The sequence below is a fragment of the Pseudomonas sp. McL0111 genome, from assembly GCF_052567255.1.
This window is the reverse complement of record NZ_CP199585.1, coordinates 2582876-2603770: the sequence shown is the minus strand read 5'-3', so window position 1 is coordinate 2603770 and position 20895 is coordinate 2582876. Positions and strand designations below refer to the sequence as shown.

Below are 20895 nucleotides of genomic sequence, written 5' to 3'. Positions count from 1 at the left end.
GAGGGGAAACACCATGGGATTCAATTGCGGCATCGTCGGCCTGCCTAACGTCGGCAAGTCCACCCTGTTCAACGCCCTGACCAAATCCGGTATCGCGGCCGAGAACTTCCCCTTCTGCACCATCGAGCCGAACAGCGGCATCGTGCCGATGCCGGACCCGCGTCTTGAGGCATTGGCGGCCATCGTCAATCCGAAACGCATCCTGCCGACCACCATGGAATTCGTCGACATCGCTGGCCTGGTTGCCGGCGCCTCGAAAGGTGAAGGCCTGGGCAACAAGTTCCTCGCCAACATCCGCGAAACCGACGCGATCGCTCACGTCGTGCGCTGCTTCGAAGACGAGAACGTAATCCACGTTTCCAACAGCGTCGACCCGAAGCGCGACATCGAGATCATCGACCTGGAACTGATCTTCGCCGACCTCGACAGCTGCGAGAAGCAACTGCAGAAAGTCGCGCGTAACGCCAAGGGTGGTGACAAGGACGCAGTGGTCCAGAAAGGCCTGCTGGAGCAGTTGATCGCTCACTTCACCGAAGGCAAGCCTGCGCGCAGCCTGATGAAGAACATGAACACTGATGAAAAAGCAGTGATCAAGGGCTTCCACCTGCTGACCACCAAACCGGTCATGTACATCGCCAACGTCGCTGAAGACGGTTTCGAGAACAACCCGCACCTGGACGTGGTTCGCGCCATCGCCGAAGAAGAAGGCGCTGTGGTGGTTCCGGTCTGCAACAAGATCGAAGCGGAAATCGCCGAGCTTGATGACGGCGAAGAGAAAGACATGTTCCTCGAGGCCCTGGGCCTGGAAGAGCCTGGCCTGAATCGCGTAATCCGCGCCGGCTACGAAATGCTGCACCTGCAGACCTACTTCACCGCTGGTGTCGAAGAAGTCCGCGCCTGGACCGTCAAAGTCGGTGCCACCGCACCTCAGGCGGCCGGCGTGATCCACACCGACTTCGAGAAAGGCTTCATCCGCGCCGAAGTCATCGCCTACAACGACTTCATCCAGTACAAGGGCGAAGCCGGCACCAAAGAAGCCGGTAAATGGCGTCTGGAAGGCAAGGACTACATCGTTAAAGACGGCGACGTGATGCACTTCCGTTTCAACGTGTAAGCAATACCGCCGAATAAAAAAGCCGCGTCAATACGCGGCTTTTTTGTGCCTGAAATAATCTCCCCACACCACCAATCCCTGTAGGAGTGAGCCTGCTCGCGATAGCGTTGTGTCAGTCGATTCAACCTTAACTGACACTCCGCTATCGCGAGCAGGCTCACTCCTACAGTTTAAATTGTGTGGGATCAGGCCTTTTTCGTGCGTGGCAGGAAGATCGCCAACACCCCGAACAACGGCAGGAACGAGCACAGGAAGTACACATACTCAATCCCGTGAACATCCGCCAGATGCCCGAGCAACGCCGCGCCAATCCCGCCAAAACCGAACATCAGACCGAAGAAGATCCCGGCAATCATCCCGACATTGCCCGGCACCAGTTCCTGCGCGTACACCACAATCGCCGAGAACGCCGAGGCTAGGATGAAACCGATCACCACGCTGAGAATGCTGGTCCAGAACAGATCAACGTGCGGCAGGATCAAGGTGAACGGCGCGACCCCGAGGATCGAGAACCAGATCACCGCCTTACGCCCGATCTTGTCGCCAATCGGTCCACCGAAGAACGTCCCCGCCGCCACCGCACCGAGGAACAGGAACAGGTGCAGTTGCGAACTGGCGACCGACAGGTCGAATTTCTCGATCAGGTAGAAGGTGAAGTAGCTGGTGAAACTGGCCATGTAGAAATACTTGGAGAACACCAGCAGACCGAGCACCACCAGCGCACTGGTCACCCTGCCCTTCGACAACCCGTGAGTCGCCGCCTGGCCAGCCTTGAGCTTGAACAGGTTCAAGTGATGGGCGTACCAGCGACTGATGCGGAACAGCACGAACAGCGCAAACACTGCGAACAAACCGAACCACGCCACATTGCCCTGACCGAACGGAATGATGATCGCCGCCGCCAGCAACGGGCCGAACGCCGAGCCCGCGTTACCGCCGACCTGGAACGTCGATTGCGCCAGACCATAGCGTCCGCCCGAGGCCAGCCGCGCAATGCGTGACGCCTCAGGGTGAAAGGTTGAAGAACCGATACCAATCAGCGCCGCCGCCAGCAGGATCAGCGGGAAACTGCCGACCATCGACATCATCACGATGCCAATCAGCGTGCAAATGGAGCCGGCCGGCAACAGCCACGGTTTCGGATGGCGGTCAGTGTGATAACCGACCCACGGTTGCAGCAGCGAAGCGGTGAGCTGGAAGGTTAGCGTGATCAGGCCGACCTGGGTGAAGCTCAAGCCGTAGTTGGCCTTGAGCATCGGATAGATCGACGGCAGCACCGACTGAATCAGGTCGTTGATCAAATGCGCCAGCGCCACCGCGCCGATGATGCGCATCACCAACGGGCTGCTTTGTGGAGTGGCGGGCGCCGAGGCAGCGGCGTTCTGAGCGTTGCTGATAGCCATGGGAGTTTCCGGACAACAGATGGGTGCACGCAGGCAGGTGCGTCAATGTGCCATTTTTCGGTGCGCCAGCGCCATCCCCTTAGCCAGCTAACTAACCGATAAATCAACCCATGTAGGGACATGGATTCGCCACAAAAGGTGATAGCGCAACGCCATGGTCTGAATCTTGCCTTGCTTCTCCCCTTGAACGCGGCCTCCTTACAAAGGGGATCGACAATGGGAAGTTTCGCTACAGAACCTGCCTACAGAGCGGGTCAGAGTGAACTTTCGAGGCCTTTTAGCAGGGCACGACATCAAGGTCGCACGACCGCGATGCACGCCGATGGTGCGTGGTGTCCAGAGGAGTCATGGGGCATGCAGTCTTTCTTGTCACCGGGGATCAAGCTGCTGGGGCGGTTTGGTTTTGCGCGTAAATTCCAGCTGTTGTTTCTGCTGTTTATCCTGCCCTTGGCCGGCAGCCTGTTGATGATCGGTCAGGACTATCGCGACAAGCTCAACCTGATTTCCGGCGAGCGCGCCGGCGTGCGTCAATTGCTCAGTCTCGATGCGCTGGACAATCTGCTCGCTGCCCAGCGTGACCGCGCCGCCCGTTGGCGCGCCACCGAAACCAACCGTCAGCCGACCCCGGCGACACTCGCCGCCATGGCCGCGTTCGACGCAGTGCAGCCAGCCGTCATCCAAGCCATCAGCGATCTGGGCAATGCGCTGCAAAAGGAAGGCGCCGAAGGTGAAACCCTCGCCCGCTATCAAGCCCTGCAAACCGCGCTCAATGGCCTCGACTCGAAAAGCCTCAGCAGCGTCGGCTGGTGGCCGGACGGTTATGACCGTTTCACCAATGCACTGAGCGCCCTGCAAGCGTTGCGCGAGCAGATCGTCATGGACAATCGCCTGACCCTCGCGCCATGGCTGGAAACCTACTTGCTGACGCAGATTTCCACCCAGCACGCACCGGACCTGATCGAGCGCGTCGGCCGTCTTGCCGCCGTCGGCCAGGCCTCCGTAGTGTCGGGCCAATTCACCCTGCAAAGCCGCTTGCAGCTGCGCGATCTGCGCAGCCGTATCGGCGATGCTCGCGAGCAACTGGTGAAAACCGCCAATCTGCTCGAAGCGCGTTTGCCGAGTAATCAGCAAGCCTGGGCCAGTCAGTACCACGACAGCCTGAAGCATCTGGATGCGGGGCTGAAGGTGCTGGATGACGGCGTGTTTGGCGGCAGCATCAATCTCAAACCGGACGACTTCGAACGCAGCCTCGATGCCCTGCTGAGTGATCTCGCGTCCTTGCGCCAGCAATCGCTGACAACGCTGGATCAGCGGCTGGACGCTTACCACGGATCGGCGATTCGCCAGTTCATCATCGTCGCGGCGATATTTGGCTGTTTGCTGCTGGCGGCGCTGTACCTGTTCGTCTGCCTGCAAGCTTCGATTCGCCGCAGCGCCAGCGGCATTACCGTGCTCGCCGAAGCGCTGCGCGATGGCAATCTGAGCCTGCAAGTGCCGGTGGTGGGCCGCGATGAACTGGCGGCGATCAGCACAGCGCTGAATGTGGCCGTGGTGCAACTGCGCACCAGTCTGCTGGGGGTCGATCACGAAACCTCGCAACTGAGCAACGCCGTGCGCAGCCTCAACGATCACTCCAGCGGCGCCCTCAGCGAAGTTGAGGCGCAGCAGTTGCAGATCAGCCAGATCGCCGCTGCCGCCACGCAACTGGCCGCCACCTCTCAAGGTGTCGCGCAGAGTTGCGAACAGGCTTCCGGCAGCGCCCAGCACACTCAGCGCATTGCCGCCGACAGCAGTCGCGACAGCCAGCGCACAACCGCGAGCATTCAACAACTCAATCAACGCCTCAACGACACCGCCGCCGCATTGGGCCGGGTCAGCGAACAAGGTCAGCAGATTCAACTGGTGGTCGACACCATTCGCGGCGTTGCCGAGCAAACTAATCTGCTGGCGCTCAACGCGGCGATTGAAGCCGCACGCGCCGGTGAACAGGGACGCGGTTTTGCCGTGGTGGCGGATGAAGTGCGCAGCCTGTCGCAACGCACGCAATCGTCCACCGCGCAGATTGCCGGCACGGTCGACAGTTTGCGCAACACGGTCAACGAGGCGGTGAGTCTGATGGAAGCTGCTTGTGGCCAGGCGCAATCGGATGCCGAAGCGGTCACCGGTCTCGGCGAACGGCTGGGCGAGATCGCCAGCGCCGTGCAGAGCGTCACCGACACGCTGGCGCAGATCGCCACCGCCGTTGAGGAGCAGGCCTGCACCGCCGATGAGGTCAGCGGCAATATTCAGCAGGTCGATCAGGCGGCTGTGCGTTTGCTTGAAGGCGCACGCGCGGTGAATCTCGCGGCGGATACTTTGAGCCAGGGCAGCAAGGCCTTGAGCGACAACACCGGGCGCTTCCGTCTTAACTGATTACCGACTCAGTTGATTACGGCCTCTGGAAAATCCGCTTCCAGCTCGGCCTTGAGCCACTGGATAAACCACGCCACGTCCGCCGAGAGATCGGCGGACGGCGTCAGCACCCGGTAACTCTCCAGTTGCACCTGCGCCTCGACCGCCCGCACCAGTTTGCCGCTGGCGAGTTCCTGGCGCACCAGCACCTCGTTGGCCAGCGCAATGCCCTGCCCGCTTTCCGCGACTGACAACGCGTGGTCGTTATTGACGTAGAGCATGTCGGAATTGAGATGAATATCGAGGTCATGGGCGGCGAACCACAGGTTCCACCATTCACCGTCATCGACGTGGATCAGGTTGTGCGTCACCAGATCCGCAGGGCTGTGAATAGTTTCGACGCTGGCCAGATACGCCGGGGTGCAGATCGGAAATACCCGTGGGCAGATCAGCGTTTCACGGGAGTCAGCATATTGCCCGTCGAGGCCGTAGACGATGCCCAGATCGGTGCTCTTGCCATCCACCTCGGTGAAGGTCGAGTTTGGCTCAATGGCGAACTTCAACCCCGGACGCAGATGACGCATGGTCTCGATGCGCGGCATCAACCAGCGTTTGGCGAAACCCGGCACCACCATGATCCGCAACCAGCGCTCGGCCTCTTTAGGCTGCGCTTCTTTGCCGGCCTCGATGATCAACTGCAAGGCTGCGGCGATCTTGCGGTGGTACTTCTCGCCTGCCAGCGTCAGGTTGACCCCGCGCGAAGTGCGCTCGAACAACTGAATGCCCAGCCACTCCTCCAGCAACTTCACATGCCGGCCAATCGCAGGCTGGGTCACGTGCAAGGCTTTCGAGGCTTCGACATAGCTGCCCAGGCGGGCGGCGGCATCAAACGCACGTACCGCGTTCAGCGGCGGCAAGCGGTGGTCGGGCATGATTCCTGGCACCTTTGGCTATTAAATTAACTAACACCTGCCATGTTTAAATTGAAGTTTCACCCAACGCAACCCCTCGCTGATAATCGAGCCACAGCAAAATAAAAAAACAGCTGGTTTCACCCCGAACGCAATCTCGATCCTGCCCAAAAAAATAATATCCATGGCCCGACGGCTTCGCTGATGACAGCGCAATCGCAGGCGATGGGGGAATCGGAGGTAACGCATGAATGCCCTGCATTCGCTGCAAACGCTGGCGGTGTCGATCCGCTCGGTGCGCAAGGTTTACGGTGATCCACTCACCGGTCCGGTGGCGTTGAAAAACATCGACCTGGACATCCGCGACAACGAATTCTTCACCCTGCTCGGCCCTTCCGGCTGCGGCAAAACCACCCTTCTGCGAATGATCGCCGGCTTCGAGTTTCCCACCGAAGGCGAGATTCTGCTCTACGGCGAAAACATCGCCGACCGCCCGCCGTTCCAGCGTCCGGTCAACACGGTGTTCCAGCATTACGCACTGTTCCCGCACATGACCATCGCCGAAAACCTGGCCTTCGGCCTCGAATCGCACCCGATGGGCAAAGTCCTGAAAAAGGCGCAGATCGCCGAGCGCGTGGGTGAAATGCTTGCGCTGGTGCAGATGGAACGCTTCGCCAACCGTAAACCGGCGCAGCTGTCCGGCGGCCAGCAACAGCGTGTCGCACTGGCTCGGGCATTGGCCCCGCACCCAAAGGTTTTATTGCTCGACGAGCCGCTGTCGGCACTCGACCTGAAGCTGCGCCAAGCCATGCGCGAAGAGCTGAAAAGCATTCAGGCGCGCACTGGCATCACGTTTATTTTCGTCACCCATGATCAGGAAGAAGCCCTGACCATGTCCGACCGCATTGCGGTGTTGTCCGAGGGCGAGATCCAGCAGGTCGGTCGTCCGGAGGATATCTACGAGCGGCCGCGCAATCGCTTCGTCGCGGACTTCATCGGCGAAACCAACTTCATCGAAGCCACGGTCACGCAGATCGAGGACGGTATGGCGTGGTTCGCCGGTCCGGCCGGGCATCCGTTGCCGGCGCAAGCGTGCAGCGACGTGCCGGTCGGCGCCAGCGTGACGTTGTCGGTACGCCCCGAGCGCCTGCATCTGGTGCCCGCCAGCAGCGACGGCGCATTGCCGTGCCGGATCGAAGCGCAGATCTACCTCGGCACCGACCTGCAATATCAAGTCAGCCTCAACGACGGTTCGCGCCTCACCGTGCGTACGCCCAACTGCGTCGACCAGAGCCTGCGTTTTGCCGTCGGCAGTCAGGCCGGTCTGTTGTTCGACCGTGGAAGCGCCAGCGTACTGCACGATTGAGCCCGAGGAGTTGCCATGCACGCCTTACCGATAACCAATACCCTGGAACGCCGGCGCGCGTTTCAGAGCTTCCTCGGGGTCAGCCCGGCGTTGATCGCCATCGGCCTGTTTCTGATCGTGCCGATCCTGATCGTCATCTGCTATTCGCTGATGGAAGCCAACCCCTACGGTGGAGTCAACAAAGTCTTCAGCAGTGACGCCTACACCTCGCTGCTGTTCGAGCGCCAACTGGACGACAGCCTGGCCTTTGCCGACTCCTACCTGATCATCGCCCTGCGCTCGATTGGCATCGCCGGGCTGACCACGATCATCACGCTATTGATCGGTTTCCCGGTCGCAGTGTGGCTGGCGATGCAACCGGCGCATCGGCGCGGCTTGCTGATCTTTCTGATCACCGTGCCGTTCTGGGCCAACCTGCTGATCCGCACCTATGCGTGGATTTTGCTGCTGCGCAACACCGGGGTGATCAACAACAGCCTGATGGGGCTCGGCGTCATTCATGAGCCATTGCAGTTGCTGTACACCGACGGCGCGGTGCTGCTGGGGCTGGTTTATACCTACGCACCCTTCGTGGTTTTGCCGATCTACGCGACGCTGGAAAAGATGGATATTCGCCTGCTCGAAGCGGCTCAGGATCTGTACGCCGGTCGTGTGCGCACCTTGCGCAAAGTGGTGCTACCGATTGCCAAACCGGGAATTCTTGCCGGCGCGATTCTGACCTTTGTGCCGTGCCTGGGCGCAATGATTGCCCCTGAACTGTTGGGTGGTGGCACGCGAATGATGCTCGGCAACCTGATTTTCCGGCAATTCAGCGATGCGCGTAACTGGCCGTTTGGCGCAGCACTGTCGCTGGTGCTGATGGCGGCAGTGATGCTGGTGCTGACCGTGTATGCGCTGCGTGCCGAGCGCCAGCGCGTCGCCAAGGGAGATGCGTGATGATCGGATTATTCAAACGCAAAGGTCTCAGCGTGCAGGACTTCCCCGGTTTCGGCGGATTCAGTTTCCTGTTCTATCTGTACCTCTACGCGCCGATCGTGGTGCTGGTGGTGTTCTCGTTCAACGCCAACCAGTCGGCCACGGTGTGGACCGGTTTCAGCTTCGACTGGTATCGCGCCGCGTTCGCCAATCAGGCCTTGCGTCAGGCGGCCGGTAACAGTCTGTTGATCGCGGTTTGCGCGAGCATGATCGCCACCGCGATTGCCACCCTTGCTGCACTGGGCACCTCACGCGGGGCCAGGTTCAAGGGCATGCAGTTGTCGATGGGCGCAATCATGCTGCCGCTGGTGCTGCCGGAAATCGTGGTCGGCGTGGCCACACTCGCGCTGTTCTCGACCATCGGCCTGTCGCTGGGTTACGGCAATCTGATCATCGCTCACACGGTGTTCTGCATCCCGTTTGCCTACCTGCCGATTCGGGCTCGCCTGAACGACATGGACCTGTCGCTGGAGCAAGCTTCGGCCGACCTGTATGCCGGCGCGTGGCGCACGTTTCGCAAGGTCACTCTGCCGCTGCTGATGCCGGGAATTTTCTCCGGACTGATGCTGGCCTTCATCGTCTCGCTGGATAACTTCGTGATCTCGATGATGGTTTCCCAGGCCGGCACCACCACCCTGCCGATCTTCATTTTCGGTCTATTGCGCATGGGCGTGACGCCCGACGTCAACGCCGTCTCGACCCTGATCCTGGGCGTCTCGGTGCTGTTCGTCAGTCTCTCCTACCTGTTGGGCAAAAAGAACGCCTGAACCTTCTACGTACTGTGGGGAAATAGCATGAGCAAGTGGATAAAAAGCATTGGCACTTCGTTGTTCCTGACTTTGCCGCTGACCTTGGCCGGCGGGGTTCAGGCCGCAGAAAAACTCAACGTGGTGAGCTGGAGCGGCTACTTTTCACCGGAGATTCTCGCCAAGTTCCAGAAGCAGACCGGCATCGAAGTCACCGTCGATTCCTATGACTCCAACGAGACGCTGCTGGCCAAACTGAAACAGGGCGGCGCCGGTTATGACGTGGCGATTCCTTCGCACCAGTTCATCCCGATCCTGATCAAGGAAAAGCTGCTGGAGCGCTTCGACCCGGTCAACGAGCCCTACTATGCCGGCGTCGTCGACAACCTGAAAAAACCGACCTGGGATCCGGAAGGCGCGTACTCCGTGCCGTTCATCTGGGGCACCACCAGCGTGGTGCTCGACTCCGCGCGCTACAAGGGCCCCGCCGACAGCTACAAGGTGCTTTACGAGCCGCCAGCCGAGTTGCAGGGACGAATCAACATGTTCGACTCGGTCAGCGACATGGTCGATATGGCCAGCCTGTACCTAAACATTCCGCTGTGCAGCGAAGACCCGAAACAGATGCAGCAGGTGCTGACGCTGCTCAAGGCGCAGAAGCCTTTCGTCAAAACCTACAGCTCCAAGGCCGGCTCGATCCGCGAGAACCTCGCCTCGGGTGAAATCGACATGTCGATGTTCTGGGGCGGCTCGTCGATGCGCGCCCGGGAAATGAAACCGACCCTGAAATACCTGTACCCGAAAGAAGGTGTGCTGGCGTGGGTCGACAATATGGTCATCCCGACCGGCAGCAAGAATCCGGCAAATGCCAAGGCGTTTATCGCGTTCCTCAGCCAGCCGGAAAACTCGGCGATGACCCAGAACTTCCTCAAGCACCAGAGCCCGATCAAAGGCGTCGAACCGTTCCTCGACGCCAGTCTGAAAGACGCACCCGAGTTGCACATTCCCGAAGGCACGCAAGTGGTGTTCAGCAAGACCTGCGGCGAAGGTGCGATCCGTCTTGCCGACCGTCTCTGGACCAATCTGATGCGTTGATCTCTACCGCCCCGACACGATGTCGGGGCGTTTCTCCAGCCGTCTTGAAGGCCGCTTGCAATGAACTCTAACAACATCAGCGAACTGGTCCTGTTGCAGGCCCACGAACTCGCCGAGCGCATTCGTCTGCGCCAGGTGTCCTGCCGGGAAGTGATGCAGACTTATCTGGCCCATATCGAACGCGTCAACCCGCTGGTCAACGCACTGATCAGCCTGCAGGCGCCGCAAGACCTGCTGGCCCAGGCCGACGAGCGCGACGCCGAACTGGCGCGTGGCGAATACCATGGCTGGATGCATGGCCTGCCCCATGCGATCAAGGATCTGTCGCTGACCCGTGGCATCCGCACCACGCTCGGCTCGCCGCTGTTCAAGGATTACATCCCCGAGCGCGACGGCATCATGGTCGAGCGGATCAAGGTTGCCGGCGCGATCATCATCGGCAAGACCAACACCCCGGAATTCGGCCTCGGTTCGCAGAGCTATAACCCGCTGTTCGGCGCGACGGGTTGCGCCTACGACCCGAGCAAAACCGCAGGCGGCAGTAGCGGTGGTGCCGCTGCTGCACTGGCCATGCATCTGGTGCCGGTGGCCGATGGCAGCGACATGATGGGCTCGCTGCGCAACCCGGCAGCGTTCAACAATATTTTCGGTTTCCGGCCCTCTCAGGGTCGGGTGCCGTTCGATGACAGCGCCGATCTGTTTTTCGATCAACTCGGTTATGAAGGGCCGATGGCCCGCAGCGTTCGCGATGCCGCATTACTGCTGTCGGTGCAGGCCGGTGGCGATGCCCGGGCGCCGCTGTCGATCAGCGAATCCGGTGAGGCATTTGCCGCACCGCTGGAACGCGACTTCAAGGGCACACGCATCGGCTGGCTCGGCGATTTCAATGGCTACTTGCCGATGGAGAACGGCGTACTGTCGTTGTGCGAAAAGACCTTTGCCGACTTTGAAAGCCTCGGTTGCCATATCGAGTCGGTACAACCGGAATTCGCCCCGGAGCGTTTGTGGAGCAGTTGGCGTACCTTGCGTCACTGGATGGTCGCCGGCTCGCTGGGCGCGGCGTATGCCGATCCGCAGAAACGTGCCCTGCTGAAACCGGAAGCCTGCTGGGAAGTCGAGAACGGCCTGAAGCTTTCCGCCAGCGAAGTATTTGCCGCTTCGGTGGTGCGCAGCGACTGGTATCGGGCGATTTCGCGACTGTTCGAAAAATTCGACTTCCTGCTGCTGCCGAGCGCGCAGGTCTTCCCGTTCGACAAAAACCAGCCGTGGCCTGCATCTATCGAAGGCGTCGCGATGGACACCTATCACCGCTGGATGGAAGTGGTGATCCCCGGCACCTTGTCCGGTTGCCCGGTGGCCAGCGTGCAGGCCGGGTTCAATCGCGATGGCTTGCCGATGGGCCTGCAAATCATCGGCAAACACCAGGCCGACTTCGCCGTTCTGCAACTGGCCCACGCGTATGAACAGGCCAGCCGCTGGTTCGAACGCTGCCCTTCACCGCTGCTTGGCGGGGCATTTTTGAGCAAAGATTGATAAACGGTTGAAAGCGTAGAGAAATATTTTAAATTTACGCTTGACGCTTTTCCATTTCAGGGGAATAATGCGCGCCACTTGGCTACATAGCTCAGTTGGTTAGAGCATAGCATTCATAATGCTGGGGTCCGGGGTTCAAGTCCCTGTGTAGCCACCAAGTACTAAAAACGGCTTACCGAAAGGTAGGCCGTTTTTTTATGTCTCGATTGTAGCGAGGGGATTTGTCCCCGATGGACCGCACAGCAGTACCCTGCTCTTTCGACCAGATCCGCCAACTGATACCGGCCACTGGATACTATTCCAGACGCGCAACCAGCATTGCAGATCAATAAAAAACGCCGCTTACCCCCAACATGGGATAGCGGCGTTTTTTTTGCGCCCTAGTTCCGCGTGCTTTGAAAGACTTCACACATCCTTCTCTAAACAGGTCAGGATCGGCCCCAACTCGGTGGCTTGGCGTCAGTCAGTAATCGCAAAATGGATGTTCGATCTCGACCCGTGCAGTTGAGGGGCTGGACAACGTGACGAGTAGGCCAAAAATAAAAAAGCCCAGCATCTGGCTGGGCTCTTAGCGCTATCACTCTTATTCCGTGCCGGTAGTAGGTGTCCCATATTCAAGATCATCGCAGGCCGCGATTAACTCGGCATAGGAGTTGGGCATCTTTCCACTCTTCAGCATCGCCGTGAACACGGCATAGACGTCGTGCTTGTCACCATCTTTCCTGATGGAGTCTTCATCATTCAGCCATGCATAAATGATGGTTTTGGGCGCTTCCGATCTGAATTGGAAGAAAAGCCTGTAACGCGGCAGCATTCCCTGCTTTTTGACCCTGAACCAGTGCTTGTATTCGCGACCAAGGGTATTCCCTTGACGGTAGCAATTATGAGCAGGGTCAGCTGGTACATTAATGAGAATATTTGTAGATACCGCATCGAAAAGCTTGTAAAGCGGATGATGATGAAACCCATTAGGGTCGCTAGACATCAGCTTTTCCACGACTACCGTCAATTCCTCAAGGCGAGAAACGAACAACGGGTGAGCATAAAGTGCCCACCCGTTCTCAAAATGCACAGTGCTTTCAGCCACGTTTAGCCTTCTTGGAGCTCGCGACGACGATTTTCGTCCGCCTGGTTGCGAATGGTGTGAATTCGCTGCAACAGCCCGCGAGGGATTGGCTGGATGGTCTCGGGGTTATCCTTTACATCTCGGTCCAGCAGATCAAGGAACTCGACACCCGCTTGAATCTCAGCCTTTCTTTCGGTAAACGAGACGACATTGCCTTTAGCCATGACTTCTCTCCAGTTTGATTTTCCTGTTATTTCAGCAGGATATCGGCATGAACGTCGGTTGAACGCCAACCGGTGCTACCCAGGTCCGTGCCCTTCGTATGATCACTCTAGATCACTATCGTTCACGAGGAAGGCATTTAACACCATCAAAAGCGAATATTCATAGCCTGATAATGTAACAGTCACCCCACTCGCGAAGATTGACAGTAACATTTCTGAGACAGTTAAATATTTTGGCACATGACGACACCCGAGTTGATAACGGCTGCATCACGCACCCTTCCCTTTCAACCGAGAAGCACGACGTGTCGCTACCTCCCCCTCACCACAGAGCTGGCACCTCATCCCGCCAACGCCACCAACCCCTTCGCCCAAATCTGCCGAGTCCGCAGACCCACCATCGCCCGCCAGTCCGGATCAGCCGGATAGAACTGCTCCAGCAGATTCAACTTGATCTCACAGCCCGTCGCATCCAGTGGATCGCCGTGCAGATGCAGCCACTGATCATCGCGCAAATACCGATGCACATCAGGCCCCGGATAGGTTCCGCACTCGATCACGAACGGCATCAATTGCACGCCCGGCAATGCGTTGAGCAATGCTTGCGAGGTGTAGCCGGTGGCCGTCGCCGCAATACCGGTTTCGCTCACGGTCTCGGCGCCGGTGTGCAAGGTGTACAGCCATGGGCCGTAGATTGACTGTGCCTGCGCCAGTGCCGGGTAAGCGGATTCGGTGATGGTCAGCAGCATCGGATGACCGTACTCGCCTGCCCCGGTGTGCAAGTCAAAACACATCACGGTTTCAGCGCCCGCCAGATGCTCATCGATGATCTGATGCAACGTTTGGTTCGACCAGCTCGGCGCCCGCCCACCGTAAAACAGTCCATCCGGATGACTGTGTTGTCCGCCTTCGACAATCGACATCACCGCCGGCCAGCCGTGTTCGGCGATTTGCGCATCGAGCAAAGCGTCGGCACGCTCCCGCTCGGGGCCGCTCAAGTCTGTGCAGGCGTAGATTTCATGTAATGCGGCGTAAGCGCGGTTATCCGGCAGCGCTCGGGTGAAGTCCAGATGATTGCGATTGAGGTCGATGTTGTCTTCGTTGACCCGCCGCAGCCACGCGGTGCCCCAGGGATTGATCAGATGAACCATCACCACCGCGACGTCCGCCGCCAGTGAGCCCGGTGTGAATGCTTTCAGCCAGTCGATCTGGCATTCCGAGCCGTAATAGCCTTCCACCCCGTGCGTGCCGCTGAGCGCCACCAGCCACCGCTTGGCCTGCGGATTACCGAGCACCGCGACATCGGTGCTCAGCGGCTCGCCAAAAGGGCCGCAACGCGGATGCGCGTACGAGGTGAGCGTGGCACCGGCGGCGGTCGCGGCGGCAAGAAAGCGCTCGCGTTGATCACGGTAACTGTACTGAATCGGAAACTCGCTGTGCATGGTTGCCTCTAGTTGGTTTTCTAACTGTGGGAGCTAGCTGCTAGCGATAGCGGATTGACCGTCAACACTTATGTGACTGATCTATCCATATCGCGAGCAGGCTCGCTCCCACAGGGGCATATTTCAGTTCACTGGATTTGACGCTGACCCTAGCGAATATCTGCGCTGAAAAGAAAGACAAAAATGCCCACCGGTTTGCGTCGCGACCGAGCGGCCGATAAAGTCCGTCAGATCTTTCACCCCACGGACGGAGAGCCCCGCGTGTTTTCAGCCCTGCCCTTGAGCCGCTTTCGCCTGCCTGCCCTGACGCTGATCATCAGCGCCCTGACCCTCAGCGCATGCAACGCCCCACCGTCTTCGACATTGCCGTTGGCGCCGGAAGCCGCTTCCGGTTACCGCACCGATCTGCAGGCCAGCCACGCCAATCGACACATGGCCGCCGCTGCCAACCCGTTGGCAACCGAGGCCGGGCGGGAGATTCTGCGTCAGGGCGGTTCGGCGATTGATGCGGCGATTGCGATGCAAGCCGTGCTGACTCTGGTCGAGCCGCAATCCTCCGGGATCGGCGGCGGCGCGATGATTGTGCTGTGGGATGGCAAACAGGTGCGCACCTATGACGGACGCGAAACCGCTCCGGCCGGCGCGACCGAGAAGCTGTTCCTGCAAGCCGACGGCAAACCGATGCCGTTCCCGCAGGCGCAGATCGGTGGCCGCTCGGTCGGCACGCCCGGCGTGTTGCGTGCATTGGAAATGGCGCACAAACAACACGGTCGTCTGCCATGGGCCACGCTGTTCGAGCCGGCGATCAAACTCGCCGAGCAAGGTTTTGCGATCTCCCCTCGCCTGCATTCGCTGCTGGCATCCGATCCGGTGATCCGCAATTCGCCGGACATGGCCGCATACTTCCTCAACAGCGATGGCAGCGTCAAAGCCGTTGGCACCCGCCTGCAAAACCCGGCATTGGCCGCCGTGCTCAAACGCATCGCCAAAGAAGGCCCGGACGCACTCTATAAAGGCCCGATTGCTGAAGAAATCGTCGCCAAGGTGCAGCGCCACGCCAATCCCGGCAGCCTGTCGTTGAGCGATTTGCAGAACTACCAGGCGAAAGAACGCGCACCTTTGTGCACCGACTACAAACGCTGGCAAGTCTGTGGCATGCCACCACCGTCCTCGGGCGGGATCGCCGTGGCGCAGATTCTCGGCACCTTGCAGGCACTGGAAACCCGCGATCCGCGTCTGTCGCTGACGCCGCTCAAACCACTCAAAACCGATAAACCGGCCGGCATCGAACCTGATCCGCAAGCGGTACACCTGATCGCCGAGGCGGAACGCCTGGCCTACGCCGACCGTGCGCAATACGTGGCCGATACCGATTTCGTAGCGGTGCCGGTCAAAGGCCTCGTCGACCCGGGATATCTCGCCAGCCGCGCCAGCCTGATCGGCGACCGCAGCATGGGCAGCGCCAAACCGGGGACGCCGCCGGGCATTCAAGTGGCGTACGCGCCGGATCGTTCGCCGCTGCGCATCTCCACCTCACAAGTGGTGGCGGTCGATGACTTGGGCGGAGCTGTATCGATGACCACCACCATCGAAGCGGCGTTCGGCTCGCACCTGATGGTTCAGGGCTTTCTGCTGAACAACCAGATGACCGACTTCTCGTTCATCGCCGAAGAGAACGGGCAGAAAGTCGCCAACCGCGTCGAACCCGGCAAACGCCCTCGCTCATCAATGGCACCCACCCTGATCTTTGATCGCAACAACGGCGAATTCCTCGCTGCCGTCGGTTCACCGGGCGGTTCGCAGATCATCGAATATGTGGCCAAAACCACCATCGGCCTGCTCGACTGGAACCTCGACCCACAACGCGCCATCAGCCTGCCCAACTTCGGCAGCCGCAACGGCCCGACCGAACTGGAACAAGGCCAATTCAGCCCGACGCTGATTCAGGCGCTAAAGGACAAGGGCCACACCGTGAACGAAATCGACATGACCAGCGGCACCCAGGCCATCGTGCGGGTCAAGGATGCGCAAGGGAAAGCCACACTGAGCGGTGGCGCAGACCCACGGCGTGAGGGGGAAGCGCTGGGGGATTGAGACTTACGACGAAAATGGAAAAGGCCTACCTCGCGGTAGGCCTTTTTTATGCAATACGAGCAGGATTGGCTAACGCACCACTCTCAACGACTAGCCACCAAATGCGCCCCAAACAGCAAATAACAACCACCCGCCAGTCGATCCAGCCATTTGCGTGACCGCTCGTAAACGCCTGCAATCCGGCGGCTGGCAAAGAACAGCGCGACGCTGCAATACCAACTGAACGACAACGTCGCCATGGTTATTACCGCCAGCGCCAATAGCAACGGCGGTATGTGCGCGGGCATCGCGGTGGCGAAGATCGTGGCGACGAACAGGGCGGACTTGGGGTTGGTCATGTTGCCCAGAAAGCCCCGACCATAGGCGCCGAGCAAGGTTTGCTCCGGGCCATCCAGCGCACCCGGTGCAATGGCTGCTTTGCGCTTGAACTGCTTGAGCCCGAGGTAGATCAGGTAGCAGCCACCAGCGATCTTGAAACCCAGATACAGCGTCGGCGCCGCGCTGAACAGCGACTGGATGCCCAACCCGCCAGCCAGTCCCCACAGCACCGTACCACTGGCGACACCGAGCGCGGCCATCACGCCGTGGCGGCGCGAACGGCTGACCGCCAGTTGCGCGATGTTGAAGAAGTTCGGGCCGGGGGTGATCACGGCCACTGCCCACAACAACGCCAGCGACAGCAACGGAGCGAGATAACTCGAAGCAGAGAGATCCATGGGCGCGTGCCTGATTGGTTCGAAGATGCTCCACACAGTGCAGCATCAGCGCAGCGTTTTCCAACAGATGAATTTCAGACCGGCAGGGTTTTGCCGTCCACCGAATCGCCAATCGTCAGGAAATGTCCGCCCGCAACGTGGTGCAACGTGCGCAAAGCATCATGCCCCTCGAAATGCCAACGGCCATCGCTGAACACGCGCTCATCGGCCTGGGCGGCGATGACTTCGGCGAGGAACAGGTCGTACTGGTCATGATTGCGCGGTTCCGGCAGCAACCGGCATTCGAGCCAGGCAACGCAGCCTTCGAGCAACGGCGCGTCGATTTGTTCGCCTGCGAAGGTCTGCAAACCATAGGTCTGGAATTTGTCCCGGCCTTGGTTTTGGGTGATTTCCAGACCCGAAGTGGAGCCGACGGTTTGCACGATGTCCGCCTGATTGGCGCAAGGCACATTGAGCACAAAGGTGCCGGACGCTTCGAGCAGTTGGCGGGTCCAGGTGGATTTGTCGAGTACCACCGCGACTTTCGGCGGTTCGAAATCCAGAGGCATGGCCCAGGCGGCTGCCATGATGTTGCGCTGGCCGTCATGGGCGGCGCTGACCAATACGGTCGGTCCGTGATTGAGCAGGCGGTAGGCTTTGTTCAGGGGAACCGGACGGCGGTGGGATTCGCTCATGGGGGACTGCTCCGGGGTAAAAGGAACAGATTGTAGCGCCAGACCACAGCAAGAAGGCTGGTGAAAATCCTGTGGGAGCGAGCTTGCTCGCGAAAGCGGAGTGTGAGTCGACGAAAGTGTTGAATGGACAGACACCTTCGCGAGCAAGCTCGCTCCCACAGGGGGCCGGGGTTGTTTCCGATCAGTTGGAGAGTTGATTGGCGAACTGGCCGACCGCATTCACCACTTTCTGTGCACCGTCCTGAATCTCGACGATCACCGTGCCCGCCTCCGCCGCCAGCGCCAGCCCTTGTTCGGCCTGGAGTTTGCCGTCGGTCATCAGGGCCACGGCGTTGCGCGCCATCTCCTGGTTTTGTCGGACCACGCCGACGATTTCGTCAGTCGCCTGACTGGTGCGTGATGCCAGTTGCCGCACTTCATCGGCCACCACCGCAAAACCTCGACCCTGCTCGCCGGCACGCGCCGCTTCAATGGCCGCGTTGAGCGCCAGCAGGTTGGTCTGTTCGGCGATGCCGCTGATGGTTTTGACGATGGTGCCGATCACCAGCGATTGCTCGTTCAGTGCTTCGATACCTTCACCGGCGGTTTGCATGTGGCGCGAAAGATCGCGCATCACATTCACTGCCTCGGTCACCACTGCGGTGCCACGCTGGGCGGTGCTGTCGGTTTGCTGCGAGGTGCTGTAAGCAATGTTGGCGGCTTCGGCGACGGCTTGCTCGCGGTTGACCTGATCGGTGATCACCGTGGCGAACTTCACCACTTTGTACAGTTTGTCGTTGGCATCGACTACCGGGTTGTAGGACGCCTCCAGCCACACTGTACGACCATGACTGTCGACACGCTTGAAACGGTCCGCGACGAATTCGCCATTGTTCAGACGACGCCAGAAGTTCTGGTACTCGGCGCTGTTGTATTCCTCCGGTACGCAGAACATGCGGTGATGTTTGCCCTTGATCTGCGCCAGGCTGTAACCCATGCCGCCGAGGAAGCGCTCGTTGGCGTTCAGTACATTGCCGTTGAGGTCGAACTCGATCACTGCCGTCGAACGCACCAGCGCGCCGATCAGGTTTTCGTGTTCGCGGGAGGCTTCGATGGTGCGGGTCAGATCGCTGGCGTAGATCGAGATGTGCCTGACCCGCCCGTCCGAAGAACGCACCGGTTGCACGATCGAACGCAGCCACGCCTCCTCACCATTGCCACGCAATAGGCGCACCGCGCCAGCAAAGTGTTCGCCACGGCTCATGGCAGTCTTGAAGCGGCGATGAAATTCATCGGACTTCACGTGGGTCGGCACGATGTCTTCAATCGCCCGACCGATCAGGTCGTGGCTCTTGTAGAACATCTCGTTGAGGAAGTTCTGATTGACCGATTGAATCCGGCCATCGGGCTCAAGCGTCAGCACCAGCATCTCGCTTTCCAGGCTTTCCTTGACTTGCACGAGGCTGGAGAGTTCTTCACGAAGAGCAGCCAGCTCTTGCTTCAGGCGTTTATTGAACATGGGAAAGCACCGATAGGCAGGGTAGAAAGCGGTATGCAGCCTAACCATCGGCCTTGGAAAACTTTTCTGAAGAGCGATTGAGACCGGCCAGTCAAAAATAATCTCAATTGGCCGTTTGTCTTACCTATGCCCTATAGAGCGGTTACAAAACCGAGCGCTCTGGGTCGGCCATATCAGGTATTCTCAAGCCAAATTGCAACAACATGTTGCACGGTATTCGCCCGATAAGGAGTTCCGTTTTGGATTTATCGACCGCTGCCTGGATGGTTCACGACACCCGCTTGATCCTCTGCTGCCTGCTGGCGATTGCCACGATTATCGTGTTGATCAGCGCCACCAAACTTCCGCCTTTTCTCTCGATCCTGATCGGCACTTTCATTGCCGGTGTCGGTGCAGGCTTGCCGCCTGAAGACGTGGCCAAAGCGTTCAGCAAAGGCGCCGGGGCGATTCTTGGTGAGGCGGGGATCATCATTGCCCTGGGCTCGATGCTTGGCGCGTTGATGGCCGAGTCCGGGGCTGCCGACCGCATTGCCTCGACTTTGCTCGGGCTAGGCAAAGGCAAGTCGCTGCCGTGGGTCATGGCGCTGGTGGCGATGGTGATTGGCCTGCCGCTGTTCTTTGAAGTCGGGTTGGTGATGATGGTGCCGATCATCTTCGTCATGGCCCGGCGCTCCGGTCAGCCACTGTTGAAGATCGCGATTCCGGCGCTGGCCGGGATGACCACATTGCACGCCTTGATGCCGCCGCACCCCGGGCCGCTGATTGCCGTCAGCGCTTTGCATGCCGACCTTGGCCTGACCATGTTGCTGGGTTTCAGCATCGCGGTTCCAGCGGTGATTCTCGCCGGGCCGATCTACGGCAACTGGCTGTCGAAGCGCATGCATGTCGATGAACCGGCAGAACTCGGCGCGCTGTTCAGCGCTCCGCCCAAGGCGCCGCGCCAGCCGAGTTTCGGTGTGTCGATTCTGATTATCCTGCTGCCGGTATTGCTGATGCTCGGCAGCACCCTGGCGAAAGTCGCGATGAGCCCTGAAAGCAGCGTCGCCCTGACCCTGAAGTTTCTCGGTGAGCCATTGGTCGCATTGGGGATTGCCGTGATGGCGGCGGTGATCTGCCTCGGCTGGGCCAACGGCATGCCCCGCGAACAAGTCGGCGGCACTCTGCGCAAAAGCCTCGCACCGATTGCCGTGTTACTGCTGACTATCGGTGCCGGTGGAGGCTTGAAGCAAACCCTGCTGGATGCCGGTGTCAGCCAGACCATCAGCAAAGTCGCTGAAGGCGCGCACATGCCGTACTTGCTGTTGGCATGGTTGATTGCGGTGGCATTGCGTCAGGCCACGGGTTCAGCGACGGTCGCCACTACCACGACGGCGGGGATTCTGGCGCCGATGATGGCGGGACTCGCGGCGACGCAAAGTTCGTTGGTGGCATTGGCGATTGGCGCCGGCTCAGTGTTTTTCTGCCATGTGAACGATGCCGGTTTCTGGATGGTGCGCGAGTACTTTGGCTTGCAGCTCAAACAGACAATCTGGGTCTGGTCGATCCTGCAAACCATTGTCTCGGTGGTGGGGCTGGTGGGGACGTTGTTGTGGTGGCATTGGTTGACGTAATGGCCCCTGCGAACTTGCACTGAGGCCATCGGAAAAT

The 20895-nt window shown here is 59.6% G+C and carries 17 protein-coding genes, 1 tRNA gene and 2 pseudogenes; 11 read left to right on the top strand and 9 right to left on the bottom strand.

All coding sequences use genetic code 11. The annotated features are described in order from the left end of the window. Positions 1-13: 13 nt before the first annotated feature. Positions 14-1114, top strand: coding sequence for a redox-regulated ATPase YchF (ychF, locus tag ACTWLJ_RS11885; protein ID WP_445180946.1), 1101 nt, complete (start codon positions 14-16; stop codon positions 1112-1114). 185 nt (positions 1115-1299) lie between these two features. Here the strand turns inward: ychF and ACTWLJ_RS11880 are convergent, their stop codons facing one another. After that, positions 1300-2517: an MFS transporter gene (locus tag ACTWLJ_RS11880; RefSeq protein ID WP_445180945.1), complete on the bottom strand. Its 1218-nt coding sequence runs from the start codon at positions 2515-2517 to the stop codon at positions 1300-1302. Between the two features lie 354 nt (positions 2518-2871). Between ACTWLJ_RS11880 and ACTWLJ_RS11875 the strand changes: the two genes are divergently transcribed. Further along, positions 2872-4929, top strand: coding sequence for a methyl-accepting chemotaxis protein (locus ACTWLJ_RS11875; protein WP_445180944.1), 2058 nt, complete (start codon positions 2872-2874; stop codon positions 4927-4929). An 8-nt stretch (positions 4930-4937) separates the two neighbouring features. Here ACTWLJ_RS11875 and ACTWLJ_RS11870 read toward each other — a convergent pair whose 3' ends face one another. Beyond that, positions 4938-5840 carry a LysR substrate-binding domain-containing protein gene (locus ACTWLJ_RS11870; protein ID WP_401218858.1) on the bottom strand — a complete coding sequence of 301 codons (903 nt, stop codon included), beginning with the start codon at positions 5838-5840 and terminating at the stop codon, positions 4938-4940. 226 nt (positions 5841-6066) lie between these two features. Between ACTWLJ_RS11870 and ACTWLJ_RS11865 the strand changes: the two genes are divergently transcribed. From ACTWLJ_RS11865 to ACTWLJ_RS11835, 7 genes are all read left to right on the top strand, one after another. Next, a complete protein-coding gene (locus tag ACTWLJ_RS11865; protein ID WP_445180943.1) occupies positions 6067-7185 on the top strand; it encodes an ABC transporter ATP-binding protein in 1119 nt (372 codons plus the stop codon). A 15-nt stretch (positions 7186-7200) separates the two neighbouring features. Then, on the top strand, positions 7201-8121 hold the full coding sequence (locus tag ACTWLJ_RS11860) for an ABC transporter permease (protein ID WP_445180942.1): 921 nt from the start codon (positions 7201-7203) through the stop codon (positions 8119-8121). Beyond that, positions 8121-8927, top strand: a complete 807-nt coding sequence (locus ACTWLJ_RS11855; protein WP_445180941.1) for an ABC transporter permease — start codon at positions 8121-8123, stop codon at positions 8925-8927. The genes ACTWLJ_RS11860 and ACTWLJ_RS11855 overlap by 1 nt, the downstream gene beginning before the upstream one ends. 27 nt (positions 8928-8954) lie before the next feature. Further along, positions 8955-10001 carry an ABC transporter substrate-binding protein gene (locus ACTWLJ_RS11850; protein WP_445180940.1) on the top strand — a complete coding sequence of 349 codons (1047 nt, stop codon included), beginning with the start codon at positions 8955-8957 and terminating at the stop codon, positions 9999-10001. 60 nt (positions 10002-10061) lie between these two features. Beyond that, positions 10062-11534, top strand: coding sequence for an amidase (locus ACTWLJ_RS11845; RefSeq protein WP_445180939.1), 1473 nt, complete (start codon positions 10062-10064; stop codon positions 11532-11534). 80 nt (positions 11535-11614) lie between these two features. Beyond that, a tRNA-Met gene (locus ACTWLJ_RS11840) sits at positions 11615-11691 on the top strand. A 216-nt stretch (positions 11692-11907) separates the two neighbouring features. Next, positions 11908-12042, top strand: coding sequence for an AlpA family phage regulatory protein (locus tag ACTWLJ_RS11835; RefSeq protein WP_445180938.1), 135 nt, complete (start codon positions 11908-11910; stop codon positions 12040-12042). 75 nt (positions 12043-12117) lie between these two features. Here the strand turns inward: ACTWLJ_RS11835 and ACTWLJ_RS11830 are convergent, their stop codons facing one another. The 3 genes from ACTWLJ_RS11830 to ACTWLJ_RS11820 form a co-directional block, all read right to left on the bottom strand. Next, complete coding sequence (locus tag ACTWLJ_RS11830; RefSeq protein ID WP_445180937.1) at positions 12118-12621, bottom strand: type II toxin-antitoxin system YhaV family toxin; 504 nt, start codon at positions 12619-12621, stop codon at positions 12118-12120. Between the two features lie 2 nt (positions 12622-12623). Continuing rightward, positions 12624-12824 (bottom strand): hypothetical protein, encoded by a 201-nt coding sequence (locus ACTWLJ_RS11825; protein WP_445180936.1) that lies wholly within the window; start codon positions 12822-12824, stop codon positions 12624-12626. Positions 12825-13165: 341 nt separating this feature from the next. Then, positions 13166-14266, bottom strand: coding sequence for a DUF2817 domain-containing protein (locus tag ACTWLJ_RS11820; RefSeq protein WP_445180935.1), 1101 nt, complete (start codon positions 14264-14266; stop codon positions 13166-13168). A 261-nt stretch (positions 14267-14527) separates the two neighbouring features. Here ACTWLJ_RS11820 and ggt point away from each other — a divergent pair, with 261 nt between their 5' ends. After that, the gene (ggt, locus tag ACTWLJ_RS11815; protein WP_445180934.1) at positions 14528-16360 is read left to right on the top strand and encodes a gamma-glutamyltransferase; all 1833 of its coding nucleotides are present in this window, start codon (positions 14528-14530) and stop codon (positions 16358-16360) included. An 83-nt stretch (positions 16361-16443) separates the two neighbouring features. Here the strand turns inward: ggt and ACTWLJ_RS11810 are convergent, their stop codons facing one another. From ACTWLJ_RS11810 to ACTWLJ_RS11795, 4 genes and pseudogenes are all read right to left on the bottom strand, one after another. Beyond that, entirely contained in the window at positions 16444-17076 is a 633-nt protein-coding gene (locus ACTWLJ_RS11810; protein WP_445180933.1) for a LysE family translocator, read from the bottom strand. A 74-nt stretch (positions 17077-17150) separates the two neighbouring features. After that, a complete protein-coding gene (locus ACTWLJ_RS11805; RefSeq protein WP_445180932.1) occupies positions 17151-17750 on the bottom strand; it encodes a flavin reductase family protein in 600 nt (199 codons plus the stop codon). A 181-nt stretch (positions 17751-17931) separates the two neighbouring features. Further along, a pseudogene (locus ACTWLJ_RS11800) lies at positions 17932-18369 on the bottom strand (methyl-accepting chemotaxis protein); the annotation flags it as partial. A 102-nt stretch (positions 18370-18471) separates the two neighbouring features. After that, positions 18472-19158: pseudogene (locus tag ACTWLJ_RS11795) on the bottom strand (PAS domain-containing protein); the annotation flags it as partial. 329 nt (positions 19159-19487) lie between these two features. On the opposite strand from ACTWLJ_RS11795, the gene ACTWLJ_RS11790 reads away from it, so the two are divergent. Beyond that, positions 19488-20858: a GntT/GntP/DsdX family permease gene (locus ACTWLJ_RS11790; protein ID WP_401218818.1), complete on the top strand. Its 1371-nt coding sequence runs from the start codon at positions 19488-19490 to the stop codon at positions 20856-20858. The last annotated feature ends 37 nt before the right edge of the window (positions 20859-20895 follow it).

Bases quoted from the DNA above. Each gene is read 5' to 3' on its own strand.
- ACTWLJ_RS11865 (WP_445180943.1), top strand. From the start codon at position 6,067: ATGAATGCCCTGCATTCGCTGCAAACGCTGGCGGTGTCGATCCGCTCG.
- ACTWLJ_RS11870 (WP_401218858.1), bottom strand. From the start codon at position 5,840: ATGCCCGACCACCGCTTGCCGCCGCTGAACGCGGTACGTGCGTTTGAT.
- ACTWLJ_RS11810 (WP_445180933.1), bottom strand. From the start codon at position 17,076: ATGGATCTCTCTGCTTCGAGTTATCTCGCTCCGTTGCTGTCGCTGGCG.
- ACTWLJ_RS11850 (WP_445180940.1), top strand. From the start codon at position 8,955: ATGAGCAAGTGGATAAAAAGCATTGGCACTTCGTTGTTCCTGACTTTG.
- ACTWLJ_RS11845 (WP_445180939.1), top strand. From the start codon at position 10,062: ATGAACTCTAACAACATCAGCGAACTGGTCCTGTTGCAGGCCCACGAA.
- ACTWLJ_RS11875 (WP_445180944.1), top strand. From the start codon at position 2,872: ATGCAGTCTTTCTTGTCACCGGGGATCAAGCTGCTGGGGCGGTTTGGT.
- ACTWLJ_RS11820 (WP_445180935.1), bottom strand. From the start codon at position 14,266: ATGCACAGCGAGTTTCCGATTCAGTACAGTTACCGTGATCAACGCGAG.
- ACTWLJ_RS11880 (WP_445180945.1), bottom strand. From the start codon at position 2,517: ATGGCTATCAGCAACGCTCAGAACGCCGCTGCCTCGGCGCCCGCCACT.
- ACTWLJ_RS11805 (WP_445180932.1), bottom strand. From the start codon at position 17,750: ATGAGCGAATCCCACCGCCGTCCGGTTCCCCTGAACAAAGCCTACCGC.
- ACTWLJ_RS11860 (WP_445180942.1), top strand. From the start codon at position 7,201: ATGCACGCCTTACCGATAACCAATACCCTGGAACGCCGGCGCGCGTTT.
- ACTWLJ_RS11825 (WP_445180936.1), bottom strand. From the start codon at position 12,824: ATGGCTAAAGGCAATGTCGTCTCGTTTACCGAAAGAAAGGCTGAGATT.
- ychF (WP_445180946.1), top strand. From the start codon at position 14: ATGGGATTCAATTGCGGCATCGTCGGCCTGCCTAACGTCGGCAAGTCC.
- ACTWLJ_RS11855 (WP_445180941.1), top strand. From the start codon at position 8,121: ATGATCGGATTATTCAAACGCAAAGGTCTCAGCGTGCAGGACTTCCCC.